Here is a 14884-nt window from a genome sequence, read left to right as displayed (position 1 = left end):
GGGGTCACCCGCCTATTGGTGGAGACAATAAGCATGAAGTCCTATGAGATGTTCATCGATGGCGCGTGGACGGCAGGCGCCGACCGGCAGCGATTCGAAACCTTGAACCCTTATACCCAGACTCCCTGGGCGACCATTCCGCAAGCGTCGAAAGCGGATGTCGAAGCGGCCATCGCAGCGGCCCGGCGCGCCTTCGATTCGACCTGGCGCCGCATGCCCGGCCTCAAGCGCGCCGCCTTGATGAACCGCTTGGCCGACATCATCGAACGCGAAGCCAAGCCACTTTCGGTCATCGAGTCCACTGACAACGGCAAGGTCATCCGGGAAACCAGCGCGCAGATGATTTATGCCGCGCGGGTATTCCGTTATTTCGCCGGTCTGGCGGACAAGCAACGCGGCAGCACGATTCCGCTCGACCACCCTGATATCTTCGACTTCACGCTGCGCGAACCGTATGGGGTCGTCGGACTGATCACGGCCTGGAATTCCCCGATCGCGCTGCTGGCCAATAAATTGCCGGCGGCGCTGGCGGCGGGCAACTGCGCCGTCATCAAGCCGTCCGAACATGCATCCGCAAGCACGCTTGAATTCTGCCGCTACGTCGAGGAAGCGGGCTTTCCGCCTGGCGTGGTGAATGTGGTAACAGGCGACAGCAAAGTCGGCGCCGCGCTGACTGAACTGGAAGGCATAGACAAAATCAGCTTCACCGGCAGCCCAGGTGTGGGGCGGCGCGTGGCGACGGCCGCCGCGCAGCGCCTGGTGCCCGTCACGCTGGAGCTAGGCGGCAAATCGCCCAACATCATCTTCGATGACGCCGATCTGCCGCGCGCCATCGTCGGCGCGCTCGCCGGCATTTTTGCCGCGACCGGACAGACCTGCATTGCCGGCTCCCGTCTGCTGGTGCAGCGCTCGGTCTATGACACCGTGGTCGAACGCCTGGTCGAACGCGCCAACAAAATCGTCATGGGTGACCCCCTCCAGGCCGCGACCGAAATGGGAACGGCAGCCAACCGGCCGCAGTTTGACCGCATCCTCGCCGCTATCGAGGATGCGAAAAAGCAAGGCGCCAATGTCGTCGCGGGCGGGGGCGGCGCCACCGATGCCAAGCTCAAGAATGGGCTGTTCATCAAGCCGACCATATTCCGCGATGTGCATCCCGAGATGGCCGTCGCGCAACACGAGATATTCGGCCCGGTGTTGTCCGTCATCCCCTTCGATTCCGAGGAAGACGCCATCACCATCGCCAACGGCACCAAGCTGGGTCTGGCGTCGGGCGTATGGACCCAGGATCTTTCACGCGCCCTGCGGATGATCCGGGCCATGGATTCCGGCGTCGTCTGGGTCAACACCTATCGCATGGTGTCCGCGCAGGCGCCCTTTGGCGGGCGCAAGGAAAGCGGCTACGGCAAGGAGCGTGGCGACGAGGGAATACTTGAATTCAGCGTACTGAAAAACGTCATGGTCGATTTTTCGGGAGAGGAGCGCGACCCGTTCGCAGCAAAGACATAAAACCAGCGATACCCAAGGTATCGACGAAGGAGGTGGAGACAATGAAAACAAAGGATTTCCACGGCGGCGTCAACCGACGAATGTTCGGCTGTGCGTTCGCAGCGATCGTGTTATCCGCGCCATTGCTTGCACGCGAGGCGATGGCTGCTGAACCCTATCCAAGCCGGCCTATCTCGTTAATCGTGCCCGCGCCGCCCGGCGGGGGCGTGGACACGGTGGGCCGGATACTGGCGCAGCAACTGTCGTCCTTGCTGGGTGTCTCGGTGGTTATCGAGAACAAGACCGGCGCCGGGGGCGTCATCGGCGCGCGCTACGTCAAACAGGCCAAACCCGACGGGTATACCTTGCTGTTGAACGCGAATCATCAGATCGTCAATCCCATGATCCGGCCATCGGCCGGTTATGACGGCCTGAAGGACTTCGATGCGATCACCATCGTCGGTCGCGTGCCGTTGGCGGTCTTCGTCTCAAGCGCGTCACCTTACAAGTCGCTCAAGGAGTTATTCGCCGCCGCGAAAGCCAAGCCTGGCGAAATATCCTGGGCCAACAGCTCCACCGGCACGGCCGGCCATCTGGGCACGGAGTTGCTGCGCAGCCGCGGTGGCGCGGAAACCCCGATCATCAACTACAACGGCGGCGCCCAGGGGATTACCGCGATCATGGGAAATCAGGTGACGGCCATGGTCGAACCCTTGACGTCCGTCCTGCCCCATGTCGCCGGCGGCAAGATAAGAGTCATCGCGGTGACATCGGCCGAACGCGTGGCACAACTGCCTGGCGTGCCCACCGTGGCTGAAAGCGGGTTCCCCGGGTATGACATGAACAGCTGGTACGGAATCTGGGCGCCCAAGGGCACGCCCATGGACATCCGCAAACGCGTGGCGGAAGCCGTGAATGCCGCGGTGCGCAGCCCTGCCGTCAAGGAGAGATTCGACGCCGCCGCGTTCCAGCCGATAGGTTCCAGTCCGGCAGAAGCGACGGCTTTCCAGGCAGACCAAGGCAAGGGCTATCAAGCCCTGGTGGACAAAGTAAAGATCAGAGTCGAGGAATAAGGGAATTCATGATGACAAAGAAACTCGGATTTGTAGGTATCGGCCAAATGGGCGGCGGCATGGCGGCCCATCTCACGCGGGCGGGATTTGCACTGACCGGCTATGACCCAAGTGAAGATAGCCGTAATCTCGCGGCGAAGGACGGCGTCAAGGTGGTGAAGCAATTGCGAGATGCCGTGCTCGGAGCGGACGTGGTGTTGACCAGCCTGCCCAATCCGCCTATTACGCTGGACGCCTGGCTGGGTGAAAACGGCATACTGGCTTATATGGCCGAAGGCTCCATCGGCATAGAACTGAGTTCCATAGACCCCGATGTCATGTGTCGGATCGCGGCGGAGGCAAAGAAGAAAGGCGTGCGTATCGTGGACGCGCCCGTAAGCGGCGGTCCTTTGGAGGCCGCCGCCGGCCAGCTGGTATTGATGACCGGGGGTGAGCAGGCAGACATCGATGCCGTCGGCGATGTCCTCGACTGCCTGTCCAGTTCGCGCCATGTGACAGGGCCCGTCGGTACGGGAAAGACGGTCAAGCTGGTCAACAACATGATGTCCATGGGGAATATCGTCGTTGCCGCGGAAGCCTTCGCCTTGGGGACCGCGGCGGGAGTCGACCCCAAGACCCTGTTCGACGTCCTGTCGCAGAGTGGCGGCCGGTCCCATCACTTTCTGAAGCGCTTCCCCAAGGCGATCGAGGGTGATTACGCGCCGGGATTCAAGATAGAGCTCGGCGAAAAGGATGTCGCGCTGGGGATCGATCTGGGCCGCAAGCTGATGCAGCCGACGCCGGCCGCTTCCATGGTCAGGGAATTGATCGCCCTGGGCATGGCGGGTGGGCGCAAAGGACAGGACATCGTCGCCATGCTCGATTATTACCTTAAGGCGAATGCGGGCCGCGCTTAGGCTCCGCTCCCTTCGTCGGAGGACGCATCGTGGGAAATACTGATTCGGGCGGCTTTTTTGCGGCCGCTTTGGCCGAACTCGCACTCAAGACCTACCGCGGCTCTTATTCGGAACTCGCCGCGCGCAACGCCACCAACTGCATCGCCGATACGATATCGGTTGCGCTTGCTGGATGTTCGGAACCTTGCGTAGCGATATTGGCCGATACCCCGGGTGTCTGCGAGGCGCCGGGTGACGGCCTGATCTGGGGGGCCGCGCAACGCACCAGCGCACTGGATGCCGCCCTGATCAACGCCACGGCTTCGCATGCGCTCGATTATGACGACATCTGCGCGAAGTTCGGCGGCCACCACTCCGCGCCGTTGGTCGCGCCTTTACTGGCCGTGGGCGAAGGGCGCAAGTCTTCCGGCGAGGAAATCTTGCGGGCCTACATCACCGGAGTGGAAGTCGAGGTGCGCCTGGCGTCGGCCTTGCATCCGGAGCATTATGGCAAGGGCTGGCACCCTACTTCCACGATAGGCGTGTTTGGCGTGGCAGCCGCGGCTGCTTGCCTGCTGGGGCTGGACGAAACACAGCTGGCGACAGCATTGGGGCTTTGTGCGTCCATGGCTTCAGGCATCAAGGCCAATTTCGGCAGCATGGCCAAACCTCTGCACGTGGGCATGTGCGCCAGATCCGGATTGCTGGCCGCATTATTGGCACAGCGTGGCTACGACGCCGGGCCGCAGGCGTTCGAAGGCGTGCAAGGTTTCTTCAATGTCTATAACGGCGCCGGCAACTATGCGCTTGAGCGCGTTTTCGAAGCGGGCGATGGTGGGCTGGAAATAGAAGGAACGTCGGTCGGCATCAAGCAGTTTCCGTGCTGTGGCAGTACGCATGCCGCCATCACCATGGCGTTGGAGGTATTGCGTGACATCCAGCGTGACGCGAACCCTGATGCCAGGCGGCAGAGTGGCCTGGATCCCAGTCAGGTCAAACAGATCCGCATACTCCCTAATGGCAATCGCCTGGCGCATACCAACAAGCCCATGCCCAGGACAGTGCTGGAGGCAAAATTCAGCGTCCAACACGTCGTCGCTCGGGCGCTCGTCAGCGGTAGTGTCCGGCTCGATCATTTTTCTGAGGCGTGTGTTCAGGATCCGGCCATTCTGGAATTGCTGCACAAGACGGAAGCGCTTCCGCATCCCGACATGCCTTTGACCGGTGACCATCTCTGGGGCGCCGAGGTCATCGTGCATCTGCATTCCGGCGCGGTATTCTCCCGTCGTATCGAGGATCTGACGTGCAGGGACGGCAATTACCCCATGAGCGACGAGGAGCTTTGGGAAAAATTCAAGGACTGCGCAGGGGCGCGACTGGCGCCCGTGGCGGTCAAGCAGCTCTACGAACGGCTACACAATCTGAAAGCCATCGAGGATGTCGGGAGCGTGACCGCCCTGCTCTCGGTACATGATTAGCGCGACGCGACGCTGATCCCATCAACGATAAGGATCAAACCCAAGGCGAACCGAACCCCAATACGAAGCGAGCCCCAGTAGGGACTCGGCCAGGTTGACTTTAAGGTGCGTGGCTCGGCTATTTTCGGCCGATGACTTGGCGCGGCTGCAGCGCAATGTTCGAGCGCGTCTTGTCCTTGCCCCTGTCCTCGTCCTTATCCTTGTCCTTGTCGAGGAAAGCCTCGATTGCTTCGAGCGCGCGTTCCCACGACCGCGCCGCGATGCCGGATGCCGTACCGCCCGGCAGACCCAGGTCTTCAGAGCCATCTTCGCGTCTGGCGGACTCAGAGGCCAAAGGCCGCGATAGCTTTTCATCTTCAGTCAAAACAGCACTCCTTCCAGCTAATTAGAAACGGGGGTTATTCGTCGGCTAGCAGCGACACAGTTCCATTACTCAAGCGCCGTCACCTGCTGCTCCTTTAGTATCTTTTGCCACTTCGCCACATCCTCCGTGACGAACTTTCCCAGTTCTTCGGGGGTGTTGCTTGCGTTGGGGAGCATATAGCCGAGTCTTAGCAAGTCTTTGCGCACGTCCTCGTCCGCCAGGGCGGCATTGACGGATTGGTTCAAACGCGCGATGACGTTCGCCGGCGTGCCCGCGGGAGCGACAAGGCCGCACCAATCCGGTATTTGATAATCGACATACCCGTGTTCATCGATACCGGGTAAGGTTGGAATCGCGGGGACGCGGCTGCGGGCGAATACCGCGAGCCCGCGGATCTTCTCCGACCTTATGTATGGCAAGGCGGTGGGCAGCGACGCGATCGCTACATCGGCGCCGCCTCTGGTCACGTCATCCAGTGCCGATATCTCGGTGTCATAGGGCGCATGGTCCCAAGACAGCTTGCCGTTCTCCTTCAGCATTTCGCACAATAGATGGGTGGTGGACCAGCCCCCTCTGGAAGCGCACGTGAAAATGCGCCGTCGCGTGAACATAAGCGCGTAGGTATCCTGCAATGAGGATGCCCATACATGCATCCCGGAGACGATGACATAAGGAATGCGGGCGACCATGACAACCGGCACAAAGTCTTCGGAGAATTTGAACGCAGGACCGTCGGAAGCCTGGCCCTGTAGCGTAAGAGGCCGCGTGGCCATATAGATCGTATATCCATCGGCGGGGGACTGAGCTACAGCGATCGCACCCTCGACGCCGTCCGCCGCGGGGCGGTTTTCGACCAGGACGTTTTGCCCGAGATCTTTCGACAGAAACGTCGCTACCCGGCGAGTGATGAGGTCAAGTTCAACACCAGCGGGGGCACCCAGCACCAGCGTCAATGGCCGTTTGGGATAGCCGTCCATGAATGCTCCGGACGCGTCAGCGGCAATGGGCAACGCGCCGCCAGCGGTCAACAACGCGATCAAACCTTTTCTTCCTGAACCCATGTTCAATACCTCCATTACATTGAATGTCGCGATTGGAATCGGCGAGACGGGCGACATTCATGCTCGTCCCGCCGGTGTTGAGCCTCCAGCGAATTACTGAAGCCCGGTAACCTGCTTCTGTATCAACAACTTTGTCCAGCGATCAACGTCTTCGGCGAGGAAAGTCCCCAAGGACTCGGGCGTATTCCCCGCTCCCGGAACGACATATCCAAGACGCGTCAACTTCCTGCGAAATGACACGTTGGAAAGCGCTGCGTTGATAGATCGGTTCAGCCGGGAGACAACATGCGGCGGCGTGCCTGCCGGCGCCACTATGGCGCACCAGCCTTGGGCCTCCATATGGGCGAACCCGAGTTCCGCCATCCGTAGAACGGATGAAATGACAGGCACCCTGTCAGTGGAGAAGACCGCCAGAGCAAGGACGTGGCCCGAATTTATGAAAGGTAAGGCAGCGGTTACCGAGACGATGCCAAAGTCCGCACGGCCACCGGCTACATCCACCATCACGGGTGCCTCGCCACTGTATGGAATATGCTCCCACCCTAGAAAAGCGCGGTCCTTGAGGTCTTCGCACAAAAGGTGATTCGTGGATCCCAGTCCAGGTGACGCACAGGTATACCCACCGGGGCGTGCCCGCACGAGTTCAAATGCGCGCTTAAGATTTGTCGCGGGAACATGTTTACTCATGACCAGGACATAAGGGACTCTCACGACCATGCCAACTGGAATGAGATCCTTGGCGAAGTCGTAGTCCACACCTTTGAACATCACCTTATGCAAGGCCACGGGCCGCACGGCCAAATAGACCGTATAGCCATCGGCCGCCGCCTTGGCCACCGCCGCAGCGCCGATGTTTCCGGAGGCTCCCGGGCGGTTTTCGATAAGGACTTTCTGCCCCAGGTCTTCCGTCATGAAGGTCGCCAGTTGACGAGCCACGACGTCCGCACCTCCACCGGGTGGAAAGCCAACAACAAGCGTTATGGGACGCTTCGGATACACCTCAACCACCACCTCTGTAGACATCGCAGCCCAAGGAAACGCAGTCCCCGCCACGATCAATAAACCAAGTCCTTTTCTGTACAGGCCCATCTTCGATCTCCCATCTAACGATCATCGATCACAAGACTCCAGTAGCGCGTCACAGCTACTGCTGAGTAGGATCGAACGGCCTGCCGGTTCCGATGAGCCATACAAAAACTGGCTTGCATAACAGTTGCTTCGACCGCAAAAACATAAAGGGGCCGTCGAATCGACTGCCCCTTTGCCCTGTCACCCGCCATGCGGTTTCGCACTGACTCTTTGCGCTGCTCAGCGAATTACGGAAGCCCGGATACGTGTTGCCGCTCCCACAGTTCTGTCCAGCGCGCTACATCCTCCGCGAGAAAGACGCCTAGCGCTTCGGGTGTGTTCGCCTTTGCGGGAAGGACATACCCGAGGCTTGTGAGCGTCTTGCGGAAAGCCCCATCGGAAAGGGCCGCATTGATCGAAAGATTCAGCCGAGAAATCGCGTGCGCCGGGGTTCGCGCCGGCGCCACGAGGGCACACCAGCCCTCAGCTTCGGTAACGGCGAAGCCCAGGCTCTTCATCTGAGGAATGGATGGAATGGCCGTGACCCTGTCAGCGGAGAACACCGCGAGAGGAAGGACGTGCCCCGAATTTATATAAGACAAGGCAGCTGCTACCGCGACAACGCCGAAGTCGGCATGGCCGCCGACCATATCCTCTATCAGGGGAGCGTCGCCGTTATAGGGGAGATGCTCCCAACTCAAAGAGGCCTGGTCCTTGACGCCTTCGCAAAGAAGATGGTTATCGGAGCCCACTCCCGGTGAACCGCAGGAATACACGCCAGGTCGCGCGCGTACCAGTGCGAATGCCTCCTGCAGGTTGGTCGCGGGAATATCTTTTCTCATGACCAGAACGTAGGGGACTCTCACGACCATGCCAACTGGAACAAGCGCTTTGGCAAAGTCGTAATCCAGGCCCTTGTACACCACCTTATGGAGAGCCACGGGCCTGACAGCCAAATAGACCGTATAGCCATCTGCCGCCGCCCTCGCCACCACCACTGCCCCAATGTTTCCGGCGGCCCCCGGACGGTTTTCGATGATGACCTTCTGACCCAGGTCCTTCGCCATAAAAGTCGCAAGATGGCGAGCCACAACATCAGCACCTCCACCGGGTGGAAAGCCCACGACGAGCGTTATCGGACGTTTTGGATACCCTTCCATGACCGCCTCTGTAGACATCGCGGCCCAAGGGACCACAGTCCCCGCCACGATCAACAAACCAAGTCCTTTTCTGTACAGGCCCATCTTCGATCTCCCATCTAACGATCATCGATCACAAGACTCCAGCAGCGCGCGAAAGCTAATGCTGAGTAGGACCGAATCGCCCGCTGGTTCCGATGGGCCATGCAAAAACTGGCTTGCATAACAGTTGGCGCGGGGCCGCCGCACACAAAACACAAAAAAAAACCGCCGGCGCATCTAGCACCGGCGGTTTTGGGGTATTGCGGTTAAAGATCAGCGTGCCGTTTTCGCCGCAATGACCTCGTCAGCGATCTGCTTGGGCACTTCAGCGTAATGCTTGAACTCCATGGTGTAAGTCGCACGCCCCTGGGTCAGCGAACGCAGCGACGTGGAATAACCGAACATCTCCGACAGCGGGACTTCAGCACGCACCAGCTTGCCGCCGCCCCCGGCGATATCGTCCATCCCTTGCACCATCCCCCGCCGCGACGAGAGATCGCCCATCACGTTACCCATGAAGTCCTCGGGCGTTTCCACCTCGACGTGCATCATCGGTTCCAGCAACACCGGCTTCGCGCGGCGCATGGCTTCCTTGAAAGCCATCGAACCCGCCATCCGGAAAGCGTTTTCGTTCGAGTCGACGTCGTGGTACGAACCGAAGGTCAGCGTGACCTTCACGTCGACCACCGGATAACCCGCCAGGATGCCCGACTTCAGCGTGTCCCGAATACCTTTCTCGACAGCCGGAATGAATTCACGCGGAATCACCCCGCCCTTGATGGCGTCAATGAACTCAAACCCCTTGCCCGGTTCCTGCGACTCCAGGGTGATCACCGCATGGCCATACTGGCCGCGACCGCCGGACTGTTTGACGAACTTGCCTTCCACGTCCGTCACCTTGCCACGCACGGTTTCGCGGTAAGCCACCTGCGGCTTGCCGACCGTCGCTTCCACGCCGAATTCGCGCTTCATGCGATCGACCAGGATTTCCAGATGCAGCTCGCCCATCCCGGAAATAATGGTCTGCCCGGACTCTTCGTCGGTATGCACGCGGAAGGACGGATCCTCCTGCGCCAGACGATTCAGGGCGATACCCATCTTTTCCTGGTCGGCCTGCGTCTTGGGCTCGACGGCCTGCGAAATCACCGGTTCCGGAAACACCATTTTTTCCAGAATGATCACGCTGGATGGATCGGACATGGTGTCGCCCGTGGTCACGTCTTTCAGGCCCACGGCCGCCGCGATGTCACCGGCATACACTTCCTTGATCTCTTTCCGCTCATTCGCATGCATCTGCAGAATCCGGCCCAGGCGTTCCTTCCTGCCCTTACCCGGAATCAGCACGGTGTCGCCCGACTTGATCACGCCGGAATACACCCGGAAGAACACCAGTTGGCCGACAAAGGGATCTGTCATGATCTTGAACGCCAGCGCGGAAAACTTCTCGTCGTCCGCGGGGTGGCGCTCGATTTCCTTGTCGTCGACATCGTGGCCCTTGATGGCGGGCACATCCACCGGCGACGGCAGATAATCGATAACCGCGTCCAGCATGGCCTGCACGCCCTTGTTCTTAAACGCGCTGCCAGCCAGCATCGGCACGATCTCATTATTGATCGTGCGCAGACGCAGGCCGTGCTTGATCTCTTCCTCAGTCAGCGCGGTGCCACCCAGATACTTTTCCAGCAATTCCTCGGTAGCTTCCGCGGCAGCCTCGACCATTTTGTCGTGCCACTCCTGCGCGGTCGCCTTCAGGTTGTCCGGAATATCGCCATATTCAAACTTGACGCCTTGGCTGGCGTCGTCCCAGATAATGGCGCGCATCTTCACCAGGTCGATGACGCCTTCAAAATGGTCTTCCGCGCCGACAGGAATCTGCACCGGCACGGCCACACCCTTCAGGCGCTCGCCGATCTGGCGCTGCACACGGAAAAAGTCCGCGCCGACACGGTCCATCTTGTTGACGAACGCGATGCGCGGCACTTTATATTTGTTGGCCTGGCGCCAGACAGTCTCGGACTGCGGCTGCACGCCGCCCACCGAGTCATAAACCATACATGCGCCATCCAGCACCCGCATGGAACGTTCGACTTCAATGGTGAAGTCGACGTGCCCGGGGGTGTCGATGATATTGATGCGGTGCTCGGGATAATTGCCGGCCATGCCCTTCCAGAAAGCGGTGGTGGCGGCCGAGGTAATGGTGATACCGCGCTCCTGCTCCTGCTCCATCCAGTCCATCGTGGCCGCGCCGTCGTGAACCTCACCAATCTTGTGGTTCACCCCGGTATAGAACAGAATGCGCTCGGTCGTCGTGGTCTTGCCAGCGTCGATGTGCGCGCTGATGCCGATGTTGCGGTAGTTCTCGATACGGGTCTTGCGGGTCACGGTAGTTTCTCCAACGGATGGACTTGCCCGGCCACAGCCTGTAGGCCGACCGGGGCTGGCGCTATATTCACCCTGCGTCGGGCGAAACGCAAGGGCGCCTGGGGCACCCTCGCGGCCGGCCAATTGGGCCGACCAGCGCAGGTCAAAGAAATAAGGGCTAACCCCGGGATTTCAAGCATATGACCCCATTAACCATGGGGTATTAAGCACGCCAAATCCTGCTGGACAGGGCCGCCCGACGGTCCCAGGATCACCCGGCGCTAAAATGGCGCAATTCCCTCTCCGCCGCGCTGTTGCCCGGCCATCGCTGTGCTCATGACCAAGACCCACGATATCCGTCCCGGCCAATCCGTCGAACTGCTCAAGGAACTCCACATCCTGACCCGCGACGGGAAGTTGAACCAGGACAGCCGCCGCAAGCTCAAACAGGTTTATCACCTCTTCCAGTTCATCGAGCCCCTGCTTCAAGCATTGAAGCAGGATGGCCAGGACGTGACCCTGGTCGACCATGGCGCGGGCAAGTCCTATCTGGGCTTCATCCTGTACGACCTGTTCTTCAAGATCCTGCATGATGAGTCCCACATCTACGGCATCGAAACGCGCGAAGAACTGGTGCAGCGATCCCAGGAATTGGCCTCCCGGCTCGGTTTCAGCAAGGGCATGTCTTTCCTGAATCTGTCCGTGGCCGAATCGATCGTCTCCGACAAGCTGCCGCCGCAGGTGGACATCGTCACCGCGCTGCACGCCTGCGACACCGCCACTGACGACGCCCTGCGCTTCGCCCTGAAGAAACAGGCCCGCTATATCGTGGTCGTGCCCTGTTGCCAGGCTGAAGTGGCCGGCGTGCTGCGCAAGAACAAAAGCGCAACCAAACGCGACCCGCTGTCGGAAATCTGGCGCCATCCCCTGCACACGCGCGAGTTCGGCAGCCAGGTGACCAACGTGCTGCGCTGCCTGCAACTGGAAGCCCACGGCTACCAGGTCAGCGTCACCGAACTGGTCGGCTGGGAACACTCGATGAAGAACGAGCTGATCATCGCCCAGCACAAGAACCCGCCACAGCGGCGCGCCACGGAACGGCTTACTGAAATGCTGGATCGCATCGGCCTGCAGGAGCTGCATGAACGCTTCTTCGCGCCCGAGATCGCCTGAAAAAAGGCAGGGGGAACTCCGCTTACGTTTTGAAGGATCTAGCTCTGCAATGAACTCCAGATACGCGGTATAAGTGTCGGCGCCCGGAACGACGGGCGCCCGCACAAATCCCCTATTCCCAGGAGTTCCAAGTGCAATACACAGAGAAGCGCCCCAGACTGGCCTTGCGCACCACCGTCGCTTTAGCTTCCGTATTGTTATCGACCACCGCCTTGGCCGCCGGCCAAAGCGCCGACCTGAAGTGGTCGCAAGACCCCACCACCCAGTGCAAATTCGTCGCGCCCGCTTCCTTGGGCGACGGACCCAAGTTCTGGAGCGGCTCCTGCTCCAACATCACCCAGATCGCTACCGGCGTCGGCATGATCGTCGCACGCACGGGCAACAAGGCCGGCCCGGCGTTCTATGGCGAGGTTCGCGCCGGGGTGCCCATCATCGGCGTCGTCGATGATGGCAATGGTTATCGAGCGGGTCTGTTCGACGGCAAGGAAATCGGCACCGAAAAGGAAGCCGAGCGGACGGACATCGACGACAGTTTCGAGGTCGCCGTCGTCGCCGCCAAGCGCGTCGCCGAAAACTATGACAGCGAAAAGAACGCGGCTTCGGCCAAGCATTACCGCGCCATCGCGAAGCAGTTGCAAACCCAGCTGGAACGCGACTAGCAGACTAGCCGGCTAGCCAGCTTCCCGCATCAACTTGCGCCAGCCTTCCAGCCCCAACCGCCGCATCGTTTCCTGATTCTTCTCGTAGATGTCATCCGGATCGGGATACGTTTCCAGCACTTCCTCGATGCTGTCTTCCCGCAGCAGATGCAGGATCGGAAACGGCGAGCGGTTGGTGTAGTTCTCGATATCGTCCGGTTGCGTCTCGGCGAATTGATAGTCCGGGTGAAAGCTGGCGACCTGCAGCACGCCGCGCAAACGCAGGCGTTTCAGCAGGCGATCGCCGATATCCAGGAAATCGTTGAACTCGTAGAAATCCGCGAATGCATCCGGCAGGATCAACATCGTGGTGTCGATGTCCTGCGCGTCAGTGTCCGCCAGCAGCTGCAGCTCGGATTCCAGCTCCGCCGCGATATCGGCCTCATCCACCGCGGCGCTGACCACGTAGCGGATCTGCCGCTTGACGTGGACCCGCTTGGCGAAAGGACACAGATTCAAGCCGATGACGGCGCGAGTCAACCAATGCTGCGTGACCCGCGCGACTTCGGCGATGTCCGGGTGGCCGCCGGCCAGATGCCTCGTGTCGAGCTCAACGGGCTCGATCGCCCCTTCTTCATGCTCCAACGCCATCATGCCACCGGCAAGGCCGCCATGGTCTGCGCCACGGCCGCGGTCAACTTCTTGCCGTAGGGCACGTGCAGGAATTCATTGGGGCCGTGCGCATTCGACTTGGGTCCGAGCACGCCGCAAACCATGAACTGCGCCTTGGGAAAGCCCTGTTGCAGGGTGTTCATCAGCGGAATGGTGCCGCCCTGGCCGATATAGCCACAGGGCGCGTCGTAATACTGGCGCGAAGCGGCATCCAGCGCCTGCGTCAGCCAGGCCTGCGACGCAGGGGCATTCCAGCCCGTGGACGCGCCGGCATTGGGATTGAAAGTGACCTTGGCGTTATAAGGCGCGTCGGCTTCCAGCAAACCCTTCAACTCCTGCGCGGCGGCAACGGCGTCGACCAGCGGCGGCAAACGCAGCGACAGCTTGAAAGCGGTGCGCGGACGCAGCACGTTGCCGGCGTTCGACAAGGGCGGCAGACCGTCCGCCCCCGTCACCGACAAGGTCGGCCGCCAGGTGCGATTGAGCAGTGCCTGTTCCGGCTCGGTGGTCATCGGCAGCACGAAGCCGCCATCGGCCCCACAGCTCCACGGAAAACGGCGCCAGACCTCATCACCCAGAATCTTGGCCGTCGCGGCAACCTGCTCGATACGTTCCCCCGGGATCTCGCAATGGAAGCTTTGCGGCAACAGGCGGCCGGTGCCGCTGTCTTCCAGGCGATCCAGCAAATGCCGCAAGATGCGGAAGCTGGAAGGCACGACGCCGCTGGAATCGCCCGAATGCACGCCTTCATCCAGCACCTGGACTTCCAGGGTGCCGGACACCATGCCGCGCAAGGACGTGGTCATCCACAGCTGGTCGTAATTGCCGGCGCCGGAGTCCAGGCAGACCACCAGCGCGACATTGCCGAGCCGGTCACGCAAGGCGTCGACATAAGGCAGCAGATCGTAGCTGCCCGATTCCTCACAGGTCTCGACGATGCCGACACAACGCGGGCGCGGCACGCCCTGCTTGTCCAAGGCCATGATGGCCGTCAAGGACGCATAGATGGCATAACCGTCATCGGCGCCGCCACGGCCATACAGCTTGCCGTCTTCGTACTTGGGCGTCCACGGGCCCAGGTCATTGCGCCAACCCGAGAATTCCGGCTGTTTGTCCAGGTGGCCGTACAGCAGCACCGTATCGCCGTTGTCGGCGCGCGTGGCCGGCGCCTCGAAGAAGATGACGGGCGTGCGGCCAGGCAGACGCACCACTTCCAGTTTCAAGCCGGCGACTTTCTGCGCTTCCACCCATTGCGCGGCGTCACGCACCACGCGCTCGATGTAGGCGTTCTTTTCCCAGTCGGCGTCGAACGCCGGGCTTTTAGCCGGGATGGCGATGTAGTCGGTCAGCGCTGGGATGATCTCGTTATCCCACTTCTCGTCGACGTAGGCCTGCAGGGCCTGCGGATCGAGGGGACCGGACAGCGCGAAATCAGGCACACGAGCATTCATG

General features: G+C 60.7%; 14 protein-coding genes. 7 read left to right on the top strand and 7 right to left on the bottom strand.

Annotated features, from left to right (window positions below; genetic code table 11):
• Positions 1–33 precede the first annotated feature (33 nt).
• The 4 genes from ASB57_RS04550 (at position 34) to ASB57_RS04535 (ending at position 4914) form a co-directional block, all read left to right on the top strand.
• Positions 34–1509, top strand: coding sequence for an aldehyde dehydrogenase (locus ASB57_RS04550; RefSeq protein ID WP_057650942.1), 1476 nt, complete (start codon positions 34–36; stop codon positions 1507–1509).
• Positions 1510–1649: 140 nt separating this feature from the next.
• The gene (locus ASB57_RS04545) at positions 1650–2561 is read left to right on the top strand and encodes a tripartite tricarboxylate transporter substrate binding protein (RefSeq protein WP_231755335.1); all 912 of its coding nucleotides are present in this window, start codon (positions 1650–1652) and stop codon (positions 2559–2561) included.
• 8 nt (positions 2562–2569) lie between these two features.
• Positions 2570–3457 (top strand): NAD(P)-dependent oxidoreductase, encoded by an 888-nt coding sequence (locus tag ASB57_RS04540; RefSeq protein ID WP_082621372.1) that lies wholly within the window; start codon positions 2570–2572, stop codon positions 3455–3457.
• Positions 3458–3486: 29 nt separating this feature from the next.
• Entirely contained in the window at positions 3487–4914 is a 1428-nt protein-coding gene (locus ASB57_RS04535) for an MmgE/PrpD family protein (protein ID WP_057650937.1), read from the top strand.
• Between the two features lie 118 nt (positions 4915–5032).
• On the opposite strand, the gene ASB57_RS04530 is transcribed toward ASB57_RS04535, so the two are convergent.
• Entirely contained in the window at positions 5033–5278 is a 246-nt protein-coding gene (locus ASB57_RS04530; RefSeq protein WP_057650935.1) for a hypothetical protein, read from the bottom strand.
• Positions 5279–5343: 65 nt separating this feature from the next.
• Entirely contained in the window at positions 5344–6255 is a 912-nt protein-coding gene (locus ASB57_RS04525) for a tripartite tricarboxylate transporter substrate-binding protein (protein ID WP_197424952.1), read from the bottom strand.
• Between ASB57_RS04525 and ASB57_RS31275 the strand changes: the two genes are divergently transcribed.
• Positions 6254–6439 carry a hypothetical protein gene (locus tag ASB57_RS31275; RefSeq protein WP_197424949.1) on the top strand — a complete coding sequence of 62 codons (186 nt, stop codon included), beginning with the start codon at positions 6254–6256 and terminating at the stop codon, positions 6437–6439. The two genes, ASB57_RS04525 and ASB57_RS31275, sit on opposite strands and share 2 nt — an antisense overlap.
• On the opposite strand, the gene ASB57_RS04520 is transcribed toward ASB57_RS31275, so the two are convergent.
• The 3 genes from ASB57_RS04520 to fusA form a co-directional block, all read right to left on the bottom strand.
• Entirely contained in the window at positions 6433–7428 is a 996-nt protein-coding gene (locus ASB57_RS04520; protein WP_057650930.1) for a tripartite tricarboxylate transporter substrate binding protein, read from the bottom strand. The genes ASB57_RS31275 and ASB57_RS04520 overlap by 7 nt on opposite strands.
• Positions 7429–7655: 227 nt before the next feature.
• Positions 7656–8651: a tripartite tricarboxylate transporter substrate binding protein gene (locus ASB57_RS04515; RefSeq protein WP_082621369.1), complete on the bottom strand. Its 996-nt coding sequence runs from the start codon at positions 8649–8651 to the stop codon at positions 7656–7658.
• A gap of 210 nt (positions 8652–8861) precedes the next feature.
• On the bottom strand, positions 8862–10970 hold the full coding sequence (fusA, locus tag ASB57_RS04510; RefSeq protein ID WP_057650927.1) for an elongation factor G: 2109 nt from the start codon (positions 10968–10970) through the stop codon (positions 8862–8864).
• A 315-nt stretch (positions 10971–11285) separates the two neighbouring features.
• On the opposite strand from fusA, the gene ASB57_RS04505 reads away from it, so the two are divergent.
• Both ASB57_RS04505 and ASB57_RS04500 read left to right on the top strand, forming a co-directional pair.
• Positions 11286–12122 carry an SAM-dependent methyltransferase gene (locus ASB57_RS04505; RefSeq protein WP_057650925.1) on the top strand — a complete coding sequence of 279 codons (837 nt, stop codon included), beginning with the start codon at positions 11286–11288 and terminating at the stop codon, positions 12120–12122.
• 131 nt (positions 12123–12253) lie between these two features.
• Complete coding sequence (locus tag ASB57_RS04500) at positions 12254–12781, top strand: hypothetical protein (RefSeq protein ID WP_057650923.1); 528 nt, start codon at positions 12254–12256, stop codon at positions 12779–12781.
• Positions 12782–12793: 12 nt separating this feature from the next.
• Here the strand turns inward: ASB57_RS04500 and ASB57_RS04495 are convergent, their stop codons facing one another.
• Together ASB57_RS04495 and ASB57_RS04490 are read right to left on the bottom strand one after the other, a co-directional pair.
• Entirely contained in the window at positions 12794–13411 is a 618-nt protein-coding gene (locus ASB57_RS04495) for a DUF1415 domain-containing protein (protein WP_082621969.1), read from the bottom strand.
• Positions 13411–14883: a M20 family metallopeptidase gene (locus ASB57_RS04490; protein ID WP_057650921.1), complete on the bottom strand. Its 1473-nt coding sequence runs from the start codon at positions 14881–14883 to the stop codon at positions 13411–13413. The genes ASB57_RS04495 and ASB57_RS04490 overlap by 1 nt, the downstream gene beginning before the upstream one ends.
• Position 14884: the final 1 nt, after the last annotated feature.

This window comes from Bordetella sp. N (assembly GCF_001433395.1).
Taxonomy (GTDB): Bacteria; Pseudomonadota; Gammaproteobacteria; order Burkholderiales; family Burkholderiaceae_B; genus Bordetella_C.
This window is presented reverse-complemented; position numbering and strand designations above follow the sequence as displayed.

Excerpts from the sequence above, each read along its gene's own strand:
- ASB57_RS04550 (WP_057650942.1), top strand. The coding sequence starts at position 34 with ATGAAGTCCTATGAGATGTTCATCGATGGCGCGTGGACGGCAGGCGCC.
- ASB57_RS04545 (WP_231755335.1), top strand. The coding sequence starts at position 1,650 with ATGGCTGCTGAACCCTATCCAAGCCGGCCTATCTCGTTAATCGTGCCC.
- ASB57_RS04540 (WP_082621372.1), top strand. The coding sequence starts at position 2,570 with ATGATGACAAAGAAACTCGGATTTGTAGGTATCGGCCAAATGGGCGGC.
- ASB57_RS31275 (WP_197424949.1), top strand. The coding sequence starts at position 6,254 with ATGAATGCTCCGGACGCGTCAGCGGCAATGGGCAACGCGCCGCCAGCG.
- ASB57_RS04525 (WP_197424952.1), bottom strand. The coding sequence starts at position 6,255 with ATGGACGGCTATCCCAAACGGCCATTGACGCTGGTGCTGGGTGCCCCC.
- ASB57_RS04520 (WP_057650930.1), bottom strand. The coding sequence starts at position 7,428 with ATGGGCCTGTACAGAAAAGGACTTGGTTTATTGATCGTGGCGGGGACT.
- ASB57_RS04515 (WP_082621369.1), bottom strand. The coding sequence starts at position 8,651 with ATGGGCCTGTACAGAAAAGGACTTGGTTTGTTGATCGTGGCGGGGACT.
- ASB57_RS04505 (WP_057650925.1), top strand. The coding sequence starts at position 11,286 with ATGACCAAGACCCACGATATCCGTCCCGGCCAATCCGTCGAACTGCTC.
- ASB57_RS04495 (WP_082621969.1), bottom strand. The coding sequence starts at position 13,411 with ATGGCGTTGGAGCATGAAGAAGGGGCGATCGAGCCCGTTGAGCTCGAC.
- ASB57_RS04490 (WP_057650921.1), bottom strand. The coding sequence starts at position 14,883 with ATGAATGCTCGTGTGCCTGATTTCGCGCTGTCCGGTCCCCTCGATCCG.